Origin of the sequence: Nonomuraea sp. NPDC049419 (assembly GCF_040676995.1) — a bacterium.
GTDB lineage: Bacteria > Actinomycetota > Actinomycetes > Streptosporangiales > Streptosporangiaceae > Nonomuraea > Nonomuraea salmonea.
Genome location: NZ_JBFAQB010000003.1, coordinates 570,728 through 588,456 on the forward strand (window position 1 = coordinate 570,728; position 17,729 = coordinate 588,456).

The following is a 17,729-nucleotide window of genomic DNA, read 5'->3' on the forward strand; positions in this document are numbered from 1 at the left end:
TTCGATCTCTTATCTTTGCCGTGACCCGCGTCACGAAGGAGATGGTGATCGTGAGAAGCCCCTCCGGCCGAGCAGCTCTTCGTACCAGTGCCGTCGCCGCCGTCGCCCTCGCCGGCGGCCTGCTGGCCACCCCGCCCGCGAGCGCCGCCCCCGTGGCGAGCGCGCCCGCCGTCACCACCGTGACGCTGACCGCCCAGCTGACCGCCCAGCAGGCCGCTGTGCGCCCGCGCAACGGCCGCATACTCTACGACCGCATCAGCGGCGGGCTCGGCCGGCTCAAGATCAAGAACGGCACGTCACGTGACGGCGTCGTCGCCCTGGTCAAGGGCAAGAAGAAGGCGATCAGCATCTACGTACGCGCCAAATCCACCGCGACCATCAGAGACGTCAGGGACGGCACCTACCGCATCTACTTCACCACCGGCACCCGCTTCAGCGTCTCCAAGGGCAGGTTCACCCGCGCGGCCAGCTACCAGCGCTTCACCAGCAAGCTGCGCTTCACCACGACCTCCAGGACCGCGACCGCCTGGACGCTCACCCTCAACCCGGTCAAGGGCGGCAACGCCAGGACCACCTACGTCAACCCGAAGGACTTCCCCGCCTGAACGATCACGCAGCGGAGCCCGGTGATCTCCGCCCGCGACTCCCATGCCGCATCCATGGGTCCGGCTTGACGACGCGATCTTAGATGCACCAGATTGTTCGCGTCTTTCAGGACCGTTCCCAAGGAAACCCTCATGAAGCGAACCCTCATCGGTGCGGTCGCCGTCGCGGGCCTGGCGCAGTTCGTCGCCATGCCCGCGTACGCCGCCCCCACCACCGACCCGGTCAAGGCACTGCAGGCCCAGTTAGGGCAGGGCAAGGCGGTCAACCTGCGGGCCACCGCCAAGGTGACCTTCAAGGCCGGGCAGGTGGCCACCTCCGCCCTCGACGGCACGGTCGGCTTCGGCCCGCGCGGGCCCGTCGCCTCCGACGTGGCCCACACCCTGCAGTACAGCGCGGCACTGCTGCGCACCATGCAGAAGACCGCCCCCGCCGAGACCGAGGCCCTCCAGGAAGGGCCCGTCCGCATGCTCTCCTCCGGCGGCGTCAGCTACGTCTCCGGCCCCGTCGTCGACCAGGCGCTGCCGCCGGGCACGAGCTGGGTGCGTTACCCCAAGGTCGTCCAGCCGCCCAGCAACCTGGTCGTCGAGGCGCTCGACCCGGCCACGCTCAAGACGCTCGTCGCCGGCCGTACCTCGTGGAAGGACGGCATTCTCAAGGGCAGCGTCAAGGCCAGCACGCTCGCCAAGTCCTCCAAGCCGTTCGCCGCCTTCTACGGCACCCGCTTCACCGCCAAGCGTGACGGGAAGATCGGCTACACCATCTGGTTCGGCGACAAGGGCCTCGTGCGGCGCATCGCCGCCAAGGCCGTGCTGCCCATCGACAAGAGCACCGTCCAGGTCGAGTCCGACACCCGCTACACCGACTGGGGCCGCGAGGCCACGGTCCTCCTCCCGCTGGAGGGCGACGTGATCGACCGCACCGAGGTCAAGGACGAGACCCCGGCCCAGGTGCCGGGCATCTGGAACTGACCCGCCGAAAAAACCCGTGGCGGGCCCTCGTGGCCCGCCCGTATTCTGGCCGCATGTCTACGCCCCGGACTTCTTAGCTAGGACACCTGCTTCCACGCACCCTTGTGTCCACTAGCCATTCCGGAGCGTCATCCCATGCTCACCTTCCGTGGCGTCGCCGTGCGCGCCGGCGCCTCCCTGCTCATGTCCGGTGTGACCGGGCACGTCGGCCCCGGCGACCGCATCGGCCTCGTCGGCCGTAACGGCGCCGGCAAGACCACGCTGATGACGACCCTCGCCGGCCGCCTCCAGCCCGCGTCCGGCGACATCGTCCGTACGGGCCCTGTCGGCTACCTGCCCCAGGACCCCGCGGCGGCCGACCCCGCGACGACGGTCCTCGACCGCATCCTGTCCGCCCGTGGCCTGGACGCGGCGGTCCGCGACCTACGCGCCGCCGAGACGGCCCTCGCGGAAACCGCGTCGGCCACCCCCGACCCCGCCGCTCTCGACCCCGCCTCCTCTGGCCCCGCCACCCCCGACCCCGCCGCCTCTGGGCGTGTCGCTTCCGAGCGCGCCGCCTCCGGGGCGATGGCCGCGGAGCGGGCGATGGCGCGTTACGTCAGGGCCGAGGCCGAGTTCCAGGCGCGCGGCGGTTATCCCGCCGAGGCGGAGGCGGCTCGGGTCGCCGCCGGGCTCGGGCTGCCCGATCGGGCGCTGGACCAGCCGCTCGGCACGCTGTCCGGTGGGCAGCGGCGGCGCGTCGAGCTGGCCAGGGTGCTGTTCGCCGAGCCCGGCGTGCTGCTGCTCGACGAGCCCACCAACCACCTCGACCGCGACTCGATCGCGTGGCTGCGGACGTTCCTGCTCGGCTACCCGGGCGGGCTCGTCGTCATCAGCCACGACACCGGGCTGCTGGCCGACGTGGTCAACCGGGTCTGGCACCTGGAGGCGGGCGCGCTGGAGATCCGTAACAGCGGCTGGGAGACGTACCTCGCCGAACGGGACGCCGACGAACGGCGCAGGGCCAGGCTGCGCGCCGCCGCCGAGCGCAAGGCCGCCGCCCTGCACGCCCAGGCCGACCGGATGCGCTCCCGCTCGTCCACCGCCGTACGCGCCCGTGACATGGCCCGCCGCGCCGACCGCATGCTCGCCGAGACCCGCCCCGTACGGCGCGCCGCCAAGGTCGCCAGGATCCGGCTCCCGGAGCCCGCACCCAGCGGCCGCACGCCGCTCGGCGCGATCAGCCTGACCAAGGCGTATGGCGGCCTGCCCGTGCTGACCGGCGTGGACCTGGCCATCGACCGGGGCAGCCGCCTCGTCGTGCTCGGCCTGAACGGCGCCGGCAAGACCACCTTGCTCAGGATCCTCGCCGGGCACGAGCGGCCCGACTCAGGACGGGTGGTGCACGGCCACGGGCTGCGGCTCGGCTACTTCGCCCAGGAACACGACACCCTCGACCCCGCCCACACCGTCGCCCGCCACCTCGCCACCGCCGCGCCCCACCTCACGGACGGCGAGGCCAGGACCGTCCTGGGGTCGTTCCTGTTCGGCGGGGATGACGTGGACAAACCCGTCGGGGTGCTGTCGGGTGGCGAGAAGACCCGGCTCGCCCTGGCCGGGCTGGTCAGCTCGCAGGCCAACGTGCTGCTGCTCGACGAGCCCACCAACAACCTCGACCCGGCCTCGAAGGCCGAGGTGCTGGCGGCGGTGGCGGCGTACGAGGGCGCGGTCGTGATGGTCACCCACGACGAGGAAGCCGTCGAGGCCCTGGCCCCGGACCGCGTCCTGCTGCTCCCCGACGGCGTCGAGGACCTCTGGAACGACGACTACGCCGAGCTCATCGCCCTCGCCTGACCCCGCTCCGGGGAAGAGCCCGCACGGCCCTTCCCCGGGATCGGCGGCCGGGGGAGAGGCACCCCGTTCGGTTTCTCTGGTGTTCGGTTTCCCCTGCGTAAGGTTTCCCCTGCGTTCGGTTTCCCCTGCGTTGGGCTTCCCTCGCCTTCGGCTCCCACCCCCGCGTTCGGCTTCCTCCGCGTTCGAGAGGGGTGCGCGGGGCTGGTGGGGGTGTCACTTCTGTCTCGGAGGTCTCTGGCGTGAGGGGCGTGTGCCTGGGCAGGGGTCAGTGGAGACCGCGCCCCCGCGTGGGGCGACCTGCGATGACAGGACGGCGACATGACCTCTACACCCGATCCCCACCGGCCGGTAGCTCCCGTCCCGCCCCATGCGGCGGAGCAGGCGGAGTCGGCGGTGGAGGCCGAGATCGGGCGCGTCAAGGAGCCGGCGCGGCTGTTGCGCGTCAGCACGATGGCCCGGTCACTGCTCGACGAGGCCCGCGGGCTGCCGCTGGACGAGCACGCCCGCGAGCAGCTGGGACACATCCACGCGCGGGTCGTCGCGGAGATCGGCGACTCGGTGGCGCCCGAGTTGCGGGAGGAGCTGGAACGGCTGCTGCCCACCTCGTCCGGCACCCTGACCCAGGGCGAGATCCGCATCGCGCAGAGCCAGCTCGTGGGCTGGCTGGAAGGGGTGTTCCAGGGCATCAGGGTGGGTCTGTCGCTCCAGCAGGCCGCCCACCCCGAGTTCCCCGGCCCTCCTCCCGCCCCAGGCCGCCCGCCCACCGCCCCCGGCACCGGCCCTTACCTCTAGAGCTCGGGCACCGGGGGCTCAGGCGGCTGGTGACCAGGGCAGAGCTCGGCCGTGGCGGATCAGCCGGCCGTAGTGGCCGGGATTCACCGGGCCCGTCGCCAGGTCCAGCAGCGGGACGGCGGCCTCGGCGGGGAGGGCGGCAGTGGTGACGTCCCACCACAGGGCTGAGGTGGGGGTGTTCATCATGCCGGGACACACCGCGGCCAGGAGGATGCCCCGGCGGGTGTCCTCCGGCCTGCGCTGCCCGGCCAGGACTCGTACGGCGGCCACCTGGGCGATCTTCGAGGGGATGTTGACGAACATCGGCCAGGCGCCCGCCTTGGCGCTGCCGTCCTTGATCGCGTCCCGCCAGGACGCGACCTGTTCGTCCACCTCGTCCAGCGACGACAGCCCGTCGAAGCGGTCGTGCAGCACCGGGGCCAGCTGGTGCAGGGTGCCCAGTGAGCTGGCGACCACGAGCAGCCGGCCGCCGTCGCGCAGCAGCGAGAGGAAGGCGCGCAGCAGGCGGGTGGTGCCGAAGTTGCTGACCTCGGTGTATTCGTCGATCACGGCGGCCGGGTCGTCGCCGGGGCCGACGCGCATGACGGCGTTGCCGAAGACGATGTCCACGCCGCCGTGCCGGTCCCGCAGCAGATCGGCCAGGCGGGTGGCGGCGCCGGGGTCGGCGACGTCGTAAAGCTGCCCGCGTACCTCGGCGGCGGTCTCAGGCAGTTGCGCGATGGCCTTCGCGACGCGTTCCGGGTCGCGGCCGGTCAGGTAGACCGTGTCGCCGGGGCCCAGACGGCGGGCCAGGCCCTCGACGAGGGCCAGGCCGAGGCCCTGGGTCGCGCCCGTGACCAGGGCGACTTTGGCGTTGCTCACTGTAGTGCTCCTCAATCGGAAAGGGATGGAGGGAGCTCCCGGTCGTCCAGCCTAGGGAGGCGGAGGGCCATGCCGCCAGCGCAAGTTCGTCAAGTATGGTATGCGTAAACCTCATGGCATTCACCGACGCGTCGCTCACCGCCCTGCGGGTCTTCCGCGAGGTGGCCGGGCGCGGCACGCTCACGGCCGCCGCCACCGCGCTCGGCTACACGCAGTCGGCCGTCTCCCGCCAGATCGCCGCACTCGAACGCGCGGCGGGCGCCGAGCTGCTGGAGCGCCGCCACGACGGCGTGCGGCTGACCCCGGCGGGGCGGATCGTGCTGCGGCACGCCGCAGTGGTGGTCGACCAGGTGGACGCGGGCGCGCGTGAGCTGGCCGGGCTGCCGGACGAGCCCGGCACCGTACGCCTCGGCTTCTTCGCCAGCGCGGGCGCCGTCCTGGTGCCCCGCGCGCTGGCGGCCCTGCGCGCCGGGCATCCCGCCATCACCGTGCACACCCGGGAGGGCAGCACGCCGTCGCTGGTCCGCGCGCTGCGGGCGGGCGCGATCGACCTCGCGCTGCTCGGCTCGGCGCCGCCGTTCCGTCCGCCTGACGCCGAGAGCCCCGCCCTTGAGGTGAGCGTCCTGTACGAGCGGAGCCTGCGCGTCGCCGTCCCCGCCGCCCATCCGCTGGCCAGGGGTGACTACATCGACGTCGCCGACCTGCACGGGCAGCGCTGGATCGCCGGTCCAGGCAGCGCGGCGGCCGGGGGAGCGGGCGACAGCACCGGCATGGGCGCGTGGCCCGGCCTGGACGAGCGTCCCGAGATCGTGCACTCGGCCCGCGACTGGCTGGCCAAGCTCAGCCTGGTGGCCGCGGGCGCCGGGCTGACCACGGTGCCCGCGATGCTCGCGGAAGCCGTCCCTGACGGGGTACGGGTGCTCCCGGTCCGCGGCGGCCCCCAGGAACAGCGCCGCTGCCTGCTGGCCAGGCTGCCGGGCCCGCTGCCCGAGCCCGCCGCCCGCCTCGCCGGGGCGCTGCGCGACGCCGCGCCCACACCATAGACGCCGCGCGCCGTGCGGTCACATGCCCTTCACCGCGTACGTGACCAGCGTCGTCAGCACCTCCTTGACCGAGTCGCGCCGCCGCACGTCGCACAGCACGATCGGGATGTGCTCGCTGAGCCCCAGCGCCCGCCGCACCTTGCCCGGCTCGTACCGGCGGGCGCCGTCGAAGCAGTTGACCCCCACCACGAACGGGATGCCGCGCTGCTCGAAGTAGTCCACGGCGGGGAAGCTGTCCTGCAGCCGGCGGGTGTCGGCGAGCACGACGGCGCCGAGCGCGCCGAGCGCGAGCTCGTCCCACATGAACCAGAACCGGTCCTGCCCCGGCGTGCCGAACAGATACAGCCACAGCCCGTCGCGGATCGTGATCCGGCCGAAGTCGAGCGCCACCGTGGTCGTGATCTTGGACTCGACGCCCGAGGTGTCGTCCACCCCGATGCCGCGGTCGCTCAGCAGCTCCTCGGTGTGCAGCGGCCGGATCTCGCTGATCGTGCCCACCATGGTCGTCTTGCCGACGCCGAAACCACCCGCGATGAGGATCTTGATGGCCAGTGCGGGGACGGCCGGCGCCGTCCCCGCCTCAGAGACTGCGTAGCCCATGGAGCACTTCCCTGTAGATGCGTTCGTCGATCGTCTGCGCGACGGGGCGTGGGCGGTCGATGGCGAGGAGGCCGTCGCGGCGCAGATCGCCCAGGATGACCCGGGTGATGTTGAGCGGCAGCCGCAGGTGCGCCGCGACGTCGGCCACGGGGGTGGGCCTGCGGCACAGCGTCAGCACGGCGCGGTGCTCGGGGATGAGGTCCGCGGGTTCCGGGATGTCGCCGATCGTGGTGACGATCGCCACCAGGTCGAACGTCTCGCCCTGGGGCCGCGCCCGGCCCCCGGTCAGCCCGAAGAGCCGGATCAGCGGTCCTGGATCGTCCCCGCTCACTGTCTCGTACCGTTCCAGGCCGGTGCCGGTGCAGCTCCCCTCGGTTGCGCGGAGAGGTGCTCGCCGACCCTCTTGACCATCAGGGCCATCTCGTACGTGACCATGCCGAGCTCGGCGTCCGCCGTGGCGAGCACGGCCAGCCGGGCGCCCTGCCCCGCGGCGGTGACGAACAGGAAGCCCTCCTCCATCTCGATGATGGTCTGCCGCACGCCGCCGAGCCCGAAGTGCCGTCCCGCTCCCATGGCGAGGCTGTGGCTGCCGGCCGAGATGGCGGACAGGTGCTCCGCGTCCTCCCTGGTCAAGCCTCTGGAGCTGCCCATGGACAGCCCGTCGGCGGACAGCACGATGGCGTGCCGGATGCCGGGCACGCGCTGGATGAGGTCGTCGAGCAGCCAGCTCAGTTCGCTTCTGGAGTCAGGCATCGGATTGGTCGTCCTTTCGGTTCCACATGTCGTGCTCGTGCCCCGTCTGCCGGCGGCCCTGCTGCCAGCCGCGTTGCATGGACGACATGAGCTGTGCGAGCTCCTCCGGCGTGCGCTCGGCGACGACGCGACGGTGCACGCGTCCCGAGTCGCGGAGCTGGGGAGCCAGGCTGGCCTGCGGGATCCGCATGGGCAGCCCGTCGAGATCCTCGTCGGCGTCCTGGGCGGGCACCGTGACGCTCCACGCCTCCGGCCGGCCGTCGGGCTTGGCGGAGCCGGGCACCGGCGTGGGCTTGGCGCCGCCGGTGGGCCGCCGCATCGGCAGCTCCACGTCGTCGGTGCCGGGCCCGAGCACCGAGCCGGTCATGGGCGCCGGCGAGAAGGCCGGTGAGGAGGCCGGTGAGGAGGCGGGCGTGGGGTCCTGCGCGGTGCCGCCGGACAGCCAGGCCGGGTCGGGCGTCCAGACCGGGTCGTGGTCGCCCGTACGGTCGGGCGCGTCGAACCACGTGCCGCGCTCGGGAGCGGTGCTCGTCCCCTGCCCCCACGAGGCCGACGAGGCCGACGAGGACGACGAGGCTGACGACGCCGACGTGCCGAGGGCGGGCTGGCCGCCGGCGGTGAGCGCGGGGCGTTCGGCCTCGGCCAGCAGCGAGGCGGGCAGGAGGACGATCGCGGTGGTCCCGTCGTACGGCGACCGCCGCAGCATGATCTTGATACCGTGCCGGGTCGCGAGCCTGGCGACCACGAACAGGCCCAGCCGGTCGGTGTCGGCCAGGTCGAACTCCGGCCTGTCCGACAGCCGGGCGTTCAGCTCGGCGAGCGTGGCGTCGTTCAGGCCGAGCCCCCGGTCCTCGACCTCCAGCGCCACCCCGTTGGCCGCCGTCACCCCGCGCACCTGCACGGTGGTGTTGGGCGGCGAGTAGACGGTGGCGTTCTCGATCAGCTCGGCCACCAGGTGGATGACGTCGGTGACGGCGGCGCCGACGAGGAGCGGCGCGTCCGGCATGGGCGCGACCGTGACCCGCGTGTAGTCCTCGACCTCCAGGACGGCGGCGCGTACGACGTCGAACAGCGGCACCGGGTCGCGCCAGCGGCGGGCGGGGGAGGAGTCGGACAGGATGATGAGGTTCTCGGCGTGCCGCCGCATGCGGGTGGTGAGGTGGTCGAGCTTGAACAGGTCCTCCAGGACCTCGGGCTCCTCCACCCTGCGCTCCATCGTGTCGAGGAGCGCGAGCTGGCGGTGCAGCAGCGCCTGGTTGCGCCGGGCCAGGTTGAGGAAGACTTGGCTGACGCCCTTGCGCAGCGCCGCCTGCCCGACGGCGGCCTCGACGGCGGTGCGGCGAACGGCGGCGAAGGCGTGCACCACGCGGTCCACCTCGGCGGTCTCGGCCGGGTCGAGGGCCGGGGCTTCGGTGGCGGGGTCCACGTCGTCGCCGCGGCGCAGCCGCTCGACGAGGCGGGGCAGCCGCTGCTCGGCCAGCTCGACGGCCGACCGTTGCAGCCGGAGCAGCTCGTCGACCAGCGAGCGGCCGAACCGGTACGACAGCGCCAGCGACACCAGCACCGCCGCGAGCCCGAGCAGCAGGACCAGCCCGATCCGCCAGTACGCGCCGACCTTCTGGCTCTGGCCCTCGGCGGCGGCGCGCGTCAGCTCGGCCTGGGTGGCCTGGTTGATCTGGCCCAGCACGACCTCGGCGTCGCCCTTCCACTCCCGGGCGGTGACCGGCGGCGCGCCGCCCGTGTCGAACGTGAACAGCTCGTCCTCGACCGCCACCACGCGCTTGTAGGGCTCGCTCGCCACCAGCCGGTCGTAGGCGGCCCGCAGCTCGGGCCCGGCGTCGCGCTCGGCGTTGGCGAAGAGGAGCCGGCGGCTGGACATGGCGGCCACGAACGCGGCGCGGTCGGTGGGGGTCATCCTGCGCTGCACGATCGTGCTGGTCAGCACCGCGTGCTCGCGCCACAGGTATTCGGCGGTGGCGCTGAAGGCGGCCATGCCGCGCACCGCGCGGTAGGAGGAGACGTCGCTGAGCGCGTCGCGGTCGGTGAACTGCCGGTTCACCACCGCGATGAGGTTGTTGTACGCCTCGATGATGGTCAGCGTCGGGGCCAGCACGCCGCCGTCGGCGGAGGCCCGCAGCGACTGGAGCCCGTCGAGGGCCTGCACCATCGCTTCGACCTGGGCCGGCGTCGCGTCGCTGTCGCCCTCGATGATGGTCCTGACGATCTCGCGGACCTTGCCGACCTGGACGTCGGTCTGCTGCCGCTGCTCGGCCAGCGGCTTGTACGCGGCCGTGCTGCCGGGCGCCTCGGCGGAGAGCTGGCGTTCGCGCTGCAGCTCGACGATCAGCTGGAGCAGCGGCGAGCCGATGGCCTCCCAGCGGTCCTGCGTCTGCGAGACCTCGGCGATCTCATCCACACTGGAATAAGCGATGAATCCCCATAACGCCACCATGGAGACCAGCGGAAGCAGGAGGATCCTGAGCAGCTTGGTACGGATCGGCGGGGGCGAGCTCATCCTTCATCCAATTCCGCGCGAGTGTGCGCTGCCGGGCAGTCGTGGACGTGCTGCCGCCCCCGAGGTTGCCCGCCACGACCGGTGCGCTTGTGGTTCGTCCACTATGCCGATGGGGCACATGTACTTCAAGGTACGGATGCGAAGAATCATCGCGAATGACGTGTTGACTCTTTGTCAACACACGATTCGTGAACCGTGACCGCCGTCACGTCCACGCACAGTGACGAATCCGGGTGATTGATCAAGTGACCGATCGCAGGACCGGTCAAATGAGCGATCACGATCAGACGAACGCGCCGTGCCCCGTCACCGCGCGCCCGGCTGCGCTTACTCCTCGACCCGGTCGATCGGGAACGCGGCGCCCGTCCCGCGACACGACGCCGAGGCGCGAGAAGAGGCAGACTGGCGCGCGTCTGGTACGCCGCCGCGCAGAAGGGTCGTGATGATGCTCGACGCGTTCGCCAGGTGCCGGCTCCATGAGGACTTCGAGCCGGTCACCGAGATGGGCGCCAACCCGTACTACCGGCCGGTGGAGGAGCGGCTGGCCACCGGCGAGGTGCTGGTGGACGGGCGGGTGCTGGTGTCGGCGGGGTCCAACGACTATCTAGGGCTCTCGGCCGACCCCAGGCTGAAGGACGCCGCCTGCCGGGCGGTGCGCCGCCTGGGCACCGGCACGTCGGGCTCGCGCCTGGTCAACGGCTCGCTCGCGCTGCACGAGACGCTGGAGTCGAGGCTGGCGGCGTTCCTCGGGCAGCAGGCCGCCATGGTGACGCCGAGCGGGTTCCTCGCCAACATGGCGCTCGGCGCCCTGGTCGGGCCGCGCGACACCGTCCTCGCCGACCAGCTCATCCACGCCTCGCTCATCGACGCCGTCCGGGTCTCCCGCGCCCGCCTGCGCCGCTACCGCCACAACGACATGGAGCAGCTGGACCGGCTGCTCGACGGCTGCGACCCGGCCGCCGCCGCGCTCGTGCTCACCGAAGGCATGTTCTCCACCACCGGCACACTCTGCGACCTGCCCGGCACCGCCGCCCTGGCCCGCCGCTACGGCGTGCGCCTCGTCCTGGACGGCGCCCACGACATCGGCCTGTTAGGCGCGGCAGGCCGCGGCGCCGCCGAGCACTTCGGCCTGGAGAGCGCCGTGGACCTGCACACGCTGGCCTTCTCCAAGTGCTTCGGCACGACGGGCGGCGCCGTCGCCGGGCCCGCCGACATCATCGTCTACCTGCGCCACCACGCGCGCTCGATGGTCTACTCGGCGGCCCTGTCACCGGCGAGCACCGCCGCCGCGCTGGCCGCGCTCGACATCGTCGAGACCGAGCCCGAGCGCCGCCGTCGCGCGCTGGCCGCGGCCGACCGCCTGCGCGCCGACCTGACCGGGCTCGGCTACGACACCGGCGGCTCGCGCACCACGATCATCCCCGTCCACGTCGGCGACATCGTGCCGTGCTGCCTGCTGTGGCGGGAGCTGTTCGCCGAGGGCGTCTTCGCCACCGCCATGGTGCCGCCCAGCGTGCCGGAGGGCCGGGCGCTGATCCGGGTCAGCGCCACGGCCCTGCACACCGACGCCCAGCTCGACCGCATCGCCACCGCCTTCGCGGTGGCCGGCCGCCGCCTTGGTCTGATCCCCTGATCAGGGACGGAAGCCGGCCGCCGACAACCTCCCGTCACCCGTACGCGCTGGCGACCAGGGTGACGGTCACCGCGAGCAGCGCGAGCGCGGGCGCCGCCAGGGGGAGCAGGACGACCAGCAGCGTGCCGCCGGCCGCGCCGAGCACCAGCGCGCCCAGCACCGCCACCAGCTCCGGCCCGTGCGGCGGCCCGGTGCCGGGAGTGAGGTGGCGGGCGATCGTGCTGGTCAGCGCGCCCGTGATGAACGTCGTCGAGCCGATGAACGTGTGCAGCCGGTGCGTCACCGCGCTCTGCATGCCCATGGCCAGCGCGGCCGTCGCGATCAGCACCAGCTGCGGTCCCGACAGCGCCCACCCCGTCAGCAGTCCGACCAGCAGCCCCGCCTCCGCCGCCACCGTGAGCCTGGTGCGCACCGCCCACCCGCGCGCTCCGCGGGTGAACCGGAACGCCAGCACCAGCCCGCAGGTGAACGCGACGAAGGCCACCAGCGAGCCCACCGCGTCGGCGAACCTGCCCCGGCTCGCCGACACGCCCAGCAGCACCAGGTTGCCGGTCATGTTCGAGGTGAACACCTGGCCCAGGGAGAGGAAGGTGAAGGCGTCGACGGCTCCCGAGGCCAGCGCCATGGTCAGCACCGGCAGGCGACGGACGGATCGCATCCCCCCATCGTCCGACGCCGGCCCCGCTCACCCGGGGAGGACGCGCTGACCGTCTGACTGCTTCCCCGCCGCTCGCGAAGGGAGGACGCGCTGGCCGCCTAGCTGCTTCCCTGCCGCTCGCGAAGGGAGGACGCGCTGGCGGCCTAGCTGCTTCCCTGCTGCTCACCCGCCTTCGGCTCCGGCTGCTGGGCGGCGTCGTGTGCGGGCTGGCCGCCGTCGGCGGGGAGGCGGTTGAGGACGCGCCGGCGGATGACGCGCTTGACGCGGCCCGTCAGGGTCGTCGGCGCGGCGGGCTGCCGGCGCTGCGCCGCGTGCAGTTCGCGGCGCAGCGTGCCCACCTCGCGCCGCAGCTCCACCGCGCTCTTACGCCACTTGCCCGCCTCCTCACGCCACTTGTCGACCTGCCCGCGCAGCCGCTCGGCCTCCTTGGTCAGCCTGGCCACCTCGGCCTCCGCCTGCACCCGCGCCTTGTAGGCCGCCCGCCGGCCCACCACCTCGGGCAGCCCCTCGGCGGGCGCGGCGGAGAACGCGTACTCCTCGCCGGTCACCCACCGCACCCCGGACACGTCGTCCACCGCGTCGTCCAGCGGCTCACCGGTGCGCGCGACGAGCCGGGCCCGCGCGAACGACGACACGCGCTCCAGCCGCGCCTCGGCCACGCCGTCGGCGGTCTCCTCCAGCAGCACCCTGACGAGCCCGAGCCCGTCGTTGCGCATCAGGCCCAGCAGCCGCGCCACGCTGTCCTCGCCCGGCACCCACCCGGCAGGCAGCCGCAGCACGAACGGCGTCGACGGGTCCACCTCCTCGGCCGTCGCCAGGCGTACCCGGCCCTCGTGCTCGTAGTGGCCGTGGACCAGCACCAGGTCGAGGTTCGGGTCCTTGAGCGGGGCGCGGCGGTCGCGGCCCAGGGTGTCCCAGGGGCCGGTCACCACCACCGACAGGTCCGCCACCGTCGAGGCGAGCAGCGCGTCCACGCTCGCCCGCACGGCCTCGTACCCGGCGGTGCCGGAGACGACGGCGGTCACCTGCGGCACCTTCCACTGCCGCCCGGGATGGCCGCGCAGCCACTGGTAGGTGGGGATGCGGTCGGCGACGAAGGCGTGGCTGACCCGGTCGATGCGCTTCTGGTGCCGCATCCGCATGGTCGGCCCGAGATGGTACGCGCGAGCCGCCGGCTCCGGTACGAACACCGCCCCCGCCTGCGCGAGCCGGTAGCCCATCTCGGTGTCCTGCCCGAGTATCAGCTCCTCGTCCATGGGCCCCGCGGCCTCGATGAGCCGCCGGCCGGCCGAGGTCGCGCCGCCGACGTGCAGGCTGAACGGCCGCACCGGGTTGTTCGTGAGCCCGTCGGTGCGCTCCACCAGGCCCACCAGCCAGGCGTGCGGCTCGGCCGGCTCGAACGCCGCCTCCAGGTCGTCGGGCAGCTCGTCGGGCAGCGCGGCGCTGGTGAAGCGGATGTAGCCGGTCACCGACAGGTAGGGCGCGGTGTGGTGCCAGCGCATGTGCGCGTCGAGCGCGCCCGGCGTGAGCACCACGTCGGAGTCGAGCCAGTGGATGACGTCGCCGTCCGCCGCGGCCAGCCCGGCGTTGCGGGCGGCGGCCCGTCCTGGCCGCTCGCACACGACCAGGCGCGCGGCGCTGCCCTCGGGCACCCGCAGCGGCGGCGAGCTGCCGTTGTCCACCACGATGATCTCGGTCAGCTCCGCCGGGTACGTCTGCCGCGCCAGCCCCTGCAGCACCAGGTCCAGCTTGTCCTGGGCGCCGTAGGCGGGGATCACCACGCTGACCCGCAGCCGGGGCGTGTAGTCCTCCGGCGGCCGCAGGATGCGGTAGTCGTTGCCGCGGACGCGCGGCACCTGGCTGTCGGCACGGTCCCGAGGGGTGGCGGACATGCGCGTTGCTGCTCCCTCATGCGTCGGTCGGGGCATTGGCGAGAGCCCACTGTAGAGCCCTTACCTGAGAAAGCAACGAGCCGATATCGCGGGATCGGGGGTTGTCGCAGGTCAGGATTGTCAGGATCTGTCAAGGAAGGGGGGCGCCCGGCGGCAGGAGGCGTCCGCCGCGTACCAGCGTGACGACCCGCTCCAGGTCGGGCGTCAGGTAGCGGTCGTCGCCGAGCGGCGCGACGTGCCGGCGCAGCTCCGCGTGCAGGGCGCGGGCGGCGGGGCCGAGCGGCAGGCCCGCCATCTTCTCCGCGATCAGGTCGATGCCCTGGGCCGCCATCAGGTACTGCACGGCCAGCACGACCTCCAGCCGGTCGAGGTTCTCGTGCAGGTGGCGGGCCGAGGCCATGGCCATCGTGTTGTGGTCCTCCTGGCCGTCCTTGACCGGGCGGGACAGCGTACCGGCCGGGGTGGCCCTGACCTGCAGCTCGGGGATCAGCGCGGCGGCCACGGTCTGCGCCTGCACCATGCCGGAGTTCAGCCCGGGGGCGCCGCCCGCGAGGTTCGCCGGCAGGCCGTAGCTCCACCGGGGCGACAGCAGCCGCCCGGACAGCTCCTGCGACAGGACGGCGACGTCGGCGATCTCCGCGTTCATGCTGTCGGCGAGGTGCCCCATGATCGAGGCGTCCCAGTTGCCGCCCATGACGAACTCGTACCCGGCGCCCTGCTTCTTCCTGAAGACCAGCGGGTTGGAGGTGGCGGAGTTCGCCTCGCGGACCAGGGTGCGGCGGGCGTCGGCCAGCACGTGCCGCAGCCCGGCCAGGATGTGCGGCGCGGCCCGTACCGACACCGCGTCCTGCACACGCGGCTCGTAGTGCTCGGGGTCGAGCCGCTTGCGGCCCTCCTCCGTCATCCAGCCCGAGCCCGCCACCATCGCCCGCAGCCGCGCCGCGACCGCGTTCTCCTCGGGGATGTGCCGTTCCGCGTGCGTACGCGCGTCCAGCGCCCCCTGCTCGGCCCTGGTCGCCTCCATGAACAGCGCCAGCGCGCCCTCCGCCTGCCCGGCCAGCACCGTGGCCCGGCGTACGGCGTCCATGAGCAGGGCCGCCACGACCGTGCTGCCGCTGACGATCGGCAGCGCCTCGCCCGCCTGGAGGGTGAAGCCGATCGGCAGCCCTGCCTTGGGCAGCAGGGCGGAGGCGGGGCCCTGCTCGCCGCCGTACCGCACCGGCGCCTCCTCGCCGATCGCCGCCAGCCCGGCCGCGGCCTGCGGCTGCAGGTCGCCGGTGCCGAGCGAGCCGATCTGCGGCATCAGGGGCACGGCCCCGGCGTTGACCAGGGCCAGCAGGCGTTGCGGCACGTCGGGGCGGACGCCGTACCTGCCTCTGGCCATCTGGTTGGCCTTGACGATCAGCGCCAGCCTGGCCACGTCGTCGCGCAGCGGCTCGCCGACCCCCGCGGCGTGCGAGCGCAGCACGTTGCGCTGGAACTGCTCGGCCTGCTCCGGCGTGAGCGGCCGGTCCTTGAGCGGGCCGAGCGCCTGGTTCCAGCCGTACACCCGCTGCCCGTCCTTGAGCGCGGCCAGCGCGCCCGCCCTGGTCCGCGCCATCGTGGCCTGCGCGGACGGCGCGATCCTGGCCGCCACGGGGCGGCCCGCCAGGATCGCGAAGGCGTCGTCGAGCGTGAACGAACGCCCGTCCAGCACCAGGTTCAGCGGGCGCGGCGCGACCGGTTCCGCCGTGGCCTGGGCCGGTACGAGCAGCGCGGCCAGCAGGCCCATCCCCGTGACGATCCGTACGGCTCTCATCGGACCTGTATAGGCGAGGAGCGCGCGGGTCCCGGCGGCGCCGGGCGGAGAGCTGACCTGATCAGGAAGAAGTGATGAGACCCCCGGTACCGTCGGGATCCATGGAGGCGACGGAACGACCGTGGTCGCGCGGACGGAGGAGGCCGTACGGTCGTCCTGCCGCGGGGAAACGGAAGGCCGCGTCCCCGCGGGCGAGACGGGAACGCGGCCTTCCGGGCTTCGGGACGGTCAGGCCGGGGTCGGAGCCTCGTCCTTGACCGGCGGCGTGGGCAGGTCGAGGCTGTCACGCAGCTCGGCCGGCTTGAGGAAGAACGCCGCGATCAGGCCGACGAGCGCGATGCCGACCGAGACCATGAAGATGTGGCCGGTCGCGTCGCCGTACGCGGCCCTGACGATCCCCTTGATCGGTTCGGGCAGCGCGGCGATGTTGAGGCTGCCGCCCGCCGCGGCGCCGTCGCCGGTCGTCGGGATGCCGGCCTTGGCCAGGCCCTCCGCGATGTTCGTGGCCACCCGGTTGGCGAGCACCGCGCCCAGCACCGACACTCCGACGGTGCCGCCGAGCGAGCGGAAGAAGGTGATCGCGCCGCTCGCCGCGCCGATCTCGCGCAGCGGGACGGTGTTCTGGATGACGAGGACGAGGTTCTGCATCGACATGCCGACGCCGACGCCGACGAGGAGCATGTAGGTCGAGACCAGCACCAGCGACGTCTCGTGGTCGATGGTCGCCAGCCCGGCGAACCCGGCCAGCAGCACGACCAGCCCGGCCAGGATGTACGGCTTCGTCTTGCCGCTCTTGGAGACCATCCGGCCGCTGATCGTCGAGGAGAACAGCACGCCGACCATCATGGGGATGGTCAGCAGGCCCGCGGCCGTGGGGCCGTAGCCGCGGCCGATCTGGAAGTACTGGCCGAGGAAGACCGCGCCGCCGAACATGGCCATGCCGACCGCGAGGCTGGCGAGGATGGCGAGCGCGGGGTCACGGCGCTTGATGACGTGCAGCGGCACGACCGGCTCGCGGACCTTGGTCTCGACGAACGTGGCCAGCGCGAGCAGCAGCACGCCGCCGCCGACCATGGCGAGGGTCTGCCAGGACAGCCAGGCGAAGGAGTTGTCGACGAAGGTCACCCAGATGAGCAGCACGCTGACGCCGGCGGCGATGAGGCCGGCGCCCCAGTAGTCGATGCTCACGTCGGCCCGGCGCACGGTCGGGACGTGCAGCGTCTTGGCCAGCAGCGCGAAGGCGGCGATGGTGAACGGCACGGCGATGAAGAAGCACCAGCGCCAGCCGAGCCACGAGGTGTCGGCGATGAGGCCGCCGAGCAGCGGGCCCGCGACGGTGGCGACGGCCATGACGGCGCCGAGGTAGCCGTTGTAGCGGCCGCGCTCCTTGGGGGAGATCATCGCGGCGATGACGACCTGGGTGAGGATCTGCAGCGCGCCCATGCCGAGGCCCTGGATGGCGCGGAAGGCGATGAGCTGGCCGGTGTCCTGGGCGAACCCGCAGGCCAGCGAGCTGACCATGAAGATCACGATGGAGATCTGGAGCAGCAGCTTCTTGTTGAACAAGTCGGCGAGCTTGCCCCAGATCGGCGTCGAGGCGGTCGAGGCCAGCAGGGATGCGGTGACGACCCAGGTGTACTGCGACTGGCTGCCGTTCAGCGAGCCGATGATCTGGGGCAGCGCCACGGAGACGATGGTGCCGCTGATCATGGCCACGAACAGGACGAGCAGGAGGCCGCTGAGGGCTTCGAGGATTTGGCGGTGGGTCATCGGCTCC

Annotated in this window: 15 protein-coding genes; 6 read left to right on the forward strand and 9 right to left on the reverse strand. The window is 72.8% G+C overall.

What is annotated here, in order from left to right; all coding sequences use genetic code 11:
• Positions 1 to 50 precede the first annotated feature (50 nt).
• From AB0K12_RS12560 to AB0K12_RS12575, 4 genes are all read left to right on the forward strand, one after another.
• Complete coding sequence (locus AB0K12_RS12560) at positions 51 to 605, forward strand: hypothetical protein (RefSeq protein ID WP_364559082.1); 555 nt, start codon at positions 51 to 53, stop codon at positions 603 to 605.
• A 132-nt stretch (positions 606 to 737) separates the two neighbouring features.
• Positions 738 to 1,574 carry a hypothetical protein gene (locus AB0K12_RS12565; RefSeq protein WP_364559084.1) on the forward strand — a complete coding sequence of 279 codons (837 nt, stop codon included), beginning with the start codon at positions 738 to 740 and terminating at the stop codon, positions 1,572 to 1,574.
• A gap of 135 nt (positions 1,575 to 1,709) precedes the next feature.
• Positions 1,710 to 3,407, forward strand: coding sequence for an ABC-F family ATP-binding cassette domain-containing protein (locus AB0K12_RS12570; protein WP_364559087.1), 1,698 nt, complete (start codon positions 1,710 to 1,712; stop codon positions 3,405 to 3,407).
• A gap of 318 nt (positions 3,408 to 3,725) precedes the next feature.
• Entirely contained in the window at positions 3,726 to 4,199 is a 474-nt protein-coding gene (locus tag AB0K12_RS12575) for a proteasome activator (RefSeq protein WP_364559090.1), read from the forward strand.
• An 18-nt stretch (positions 4,200 to 4,217) separates the two neighbouring features.
• Here the strand turns inward: AB0K12_RS12575 and AB0K12_RS12580 are convergent, their stop codons facing one another.
• Entirely contained in the window at positions 4,218 to 5,060 is an 843-nt protein-coding gene (locus AB0K12_RS12580) for an SDR family NAD(P)-dependent oxidoreductase (RefSeq protein WP_364559093.1), read from the reverse strand.
• Between the two features lie 113 nt (positions 5,061 to 5,173).
• Between AB0K12_RS12580 and AB0K12_RS12585 the strand changes: the two genes are divergently transcribed.
• Positions 5,174 to 6,103, forward strand: coding sequence for a LysR family transcriptional regulator (locus tag AB0K12_RS12585; protein WP_364559096.1), 930 nt, complete (start codon positions 5,174 to 5,176; stop codon positions 6,101 to 6,103).
• An 18-nt stretch (positions 6,104 to 6,121) separates the two neighbouring features.
• On the opposite strand, the gene AB0K12_RS12590 is transcribed toward AB0K12_RS12585, so the two are convergent.
• The 4 genes from AB0K12_RS12590 to AB0K12_RS12605 are packed head-to-tail and all read right to left on the reverse strand — an operon-like array spanning position 6,122 to position 9,971.
• Entirely contained in the window at positions 6,122 to 6,703 is a 582-nt protein-coding gene (locus tag AB0K12_RS12590) for an ATP/GTP-binding protein (RefSeq protein WP_364559099.1), read from the reverse strand.
• Positions 6,684 to 7,034, reverse strand: coding sequence for a DUF742 domain-containing protein (locus AB0K12_RS12595; RefSeq protein ID WP_364559102.1), 351 nt, complete (start codon positions 7,032 to 7,034; stop codon positions 6,684 to 6,686). The genes AB0K12_RS12590 and AB0K12_RS12595 overlap by 20 nt, the downstream gene beginning before the upstream one ends.
• Positions 7,031 to 7,456: a roadblock/LC7 domain-containing protein gene (locus AB0K12_RS12600; protein ID WP_345400254.1), complete on the reverse strand. Its 426-nt coding sequence runs from the start codon at positions 7,454 to 7,456 to the stop codon at positions 7,031 to 7,033. The genes AB0K12_RS12595 and AB0K12_RS12600 overlap by 4 nt, the downstream gene beginning before the upstream one ends.
• Positions 7,449 to 9,971 (reverse strand): nitrate- and nitrite sensing domain-containing protein, encoded by a 2,523-nt coding sequence (locus tag AB0K12_RS12605; RefSeq protein ID WP_364559106.1) that lies wholly within the window; start codon positions 9,969 to 9,971, stop codon positions 7,449 to 7,451. The genes AB0K12_RS12600 and AB0K12_RS12605 overlap by 8 nt, the downstream gene beginning before the upstream one ends.
• Before the next feature lie 442 nt (positions 9,972 to 10,413).
• Here AB0K12_RS12605 and AB0K12_RS12610 point away from each other — a divergent pair, with 442 nt between their 5' ends.
• Positions 10,414 to 11,604: an aminotransferase class I/II-fold pyridoxal phosphate-dependent enzyme gene (locus AB0K12_RS12610; protein WP_364559109.1), complete on the forward strand. Its 1,191-nt coding sequence runs from the start codon at positions 10,414 to 10,416 to the stop codon at positions 11,602 to 11,604.
• 34 nt (positions 11,605 to 11,638) lie between these two features.
• Here AB0K12_RS12610 and AB0K12_RS12615 read toward each other — a convergent pair whose 3' ends face one another.
• The 4 genes from AB0K12_RS12615 to AB0K12_RS12630 form a co-directional block, all read right to left on the reverse strand.
• A complete protein-coding gene (locus AB0K12_RS12615) occupies positions 11,639 to 12,262 on the reverse strand; it encodes a YoaK family protein (RefSeq protein ID WP_364559112.1) in 624 nt (207 codons plus the stop codon).
• 143 nt (positions 12,263 to 12,405) lie between these two features.
• Positions 12,406 to 14,154 (reverse strand): glycosyltransferase, encoded by a 1,749-nt coding sequence (locus AB0K12_RS12620; protein WP_364559115.1) that lies wholly within the window; start codon positions 14,152 to 14,154, stop codon positions 12,406 to 12,408.
• Between the two features lie 130 nt (positions 14,155 to 14,284).
• The gene (locus tag AB0K12_RS12625; RefSeq protein WP_364559118.1) at positions 14,285 to 15,952 is read right to left on the reverse strand and encodes an aromatic amino acid ammonia-lyase; all 1,668 of its coding nucleotides are present in this window, start codon (positions 15,950 to 15,952) and stop codon (positions 14,285 to 14,287) included.
• A gap of 228 nt (positions 15,953 to 16,180) precedes the next feature.
• Positions 16,181 to 17,722, reverse strand: coding sequence for an MDR family MFS transporter (locus tag AB0K12_RS12630; protein ID WP_364559121.1), 1,542 nt, complete (start codon positions 17,720 to 17,722; stop codon positions 16,181 to 16,183).
• Between the last annotated feature and the right edge of the window lie 7 nt (positions 17,723 to 17,729).

Bases quoted from the DNA above. Each gene is read 5' to 3' on its own strand.
- AB0K12_RS12565 (WP_364559084.1), top strand. From the start codon at position 738: ATGAAGCGAACCCTCATCGGTGCGGTCGCCGTCGCGGGCCTGGCGCAG.
- AB0K12_RS12570 (WP_364559087.1), top strand. From the start codon at position 1,710: ATGCTCACCTTCCGTGGCGTCGCCGTGCGCGCCGGCGCCTCCCTGCTC.
- AB0K12_RS12575 (WP_364559090.1), top strand. From the start codon at position 3,726: ATGACCTCTACACCCGATCCCCACCGGCCGGTAGCTCCCGTCCCGCCC.
- AB0K12_RS12585 (WP_364559096.1), top strand. From the start codon at position 5,174: ATGGCATTCACCGACGCGTCGCTCACCGCCCTGCGGGTCTTCCGCGAG.
- AB0K12_RS12590 (WP_364559099.1), bottom strand. From the start codon at position 6,703: ATGGGCTACGCAGTCTCTGAGGCGGGGACGGCGCCGGCCGTCCCCGCA.
- AB0K12_RS12600 (WP_345400254.1), bottom strand. From the start codon at position 7,456: ATGCCTGACTCCAGAAGCGAACTGAGCTGGCTGCTCGACGACCTCATC.
- AB0K12_RS12605 (WP_364559106.1), bottom strand. From the start codon at position 9,971: ATGAGCTCGCCCCCGCCGATCCGTACCAAGCTGCTCAGGATCCTCCTG.
- AB0K12_RS12610 (WP_364559109.1), top strand. From the start codon at position 10,414: ATGATGCTCGACGCGTTCGCCAGGTGCCGGCTCCATGAGGACTTCGAG.
- AB0K12_RS12615 (WP_364559112.1), bottom strand. From the start codon at position 12,262: ATGCGATCCGTCCGTCGCCTGCCGGTGCTGACCATGGCGCTGGCCTCG.
- AB0K12_RS12620 (WP_364559115.1), bottom strand. From the start codon at position 14,154: ATGTCCGCCACCCCTCGGGACCGTGCCGACAGCCAGGTGCCGCGCGTC.
- AB0K12_RS12625 (WP_364559118.1), bottom strand. From the start codon at position 15,952: ATGAGAGCCGTACGGATCGTCACGGGGATGGGCCTGCTGGCCGCGCTG.
- AB0K12_RS12630 (WP_364559121.1), bottom strand. From the start codon at position 17,722: ATGACCCACCGCCAAATCCTCGAAGCCCTCAGCGGCCTCCTGCTCGTC.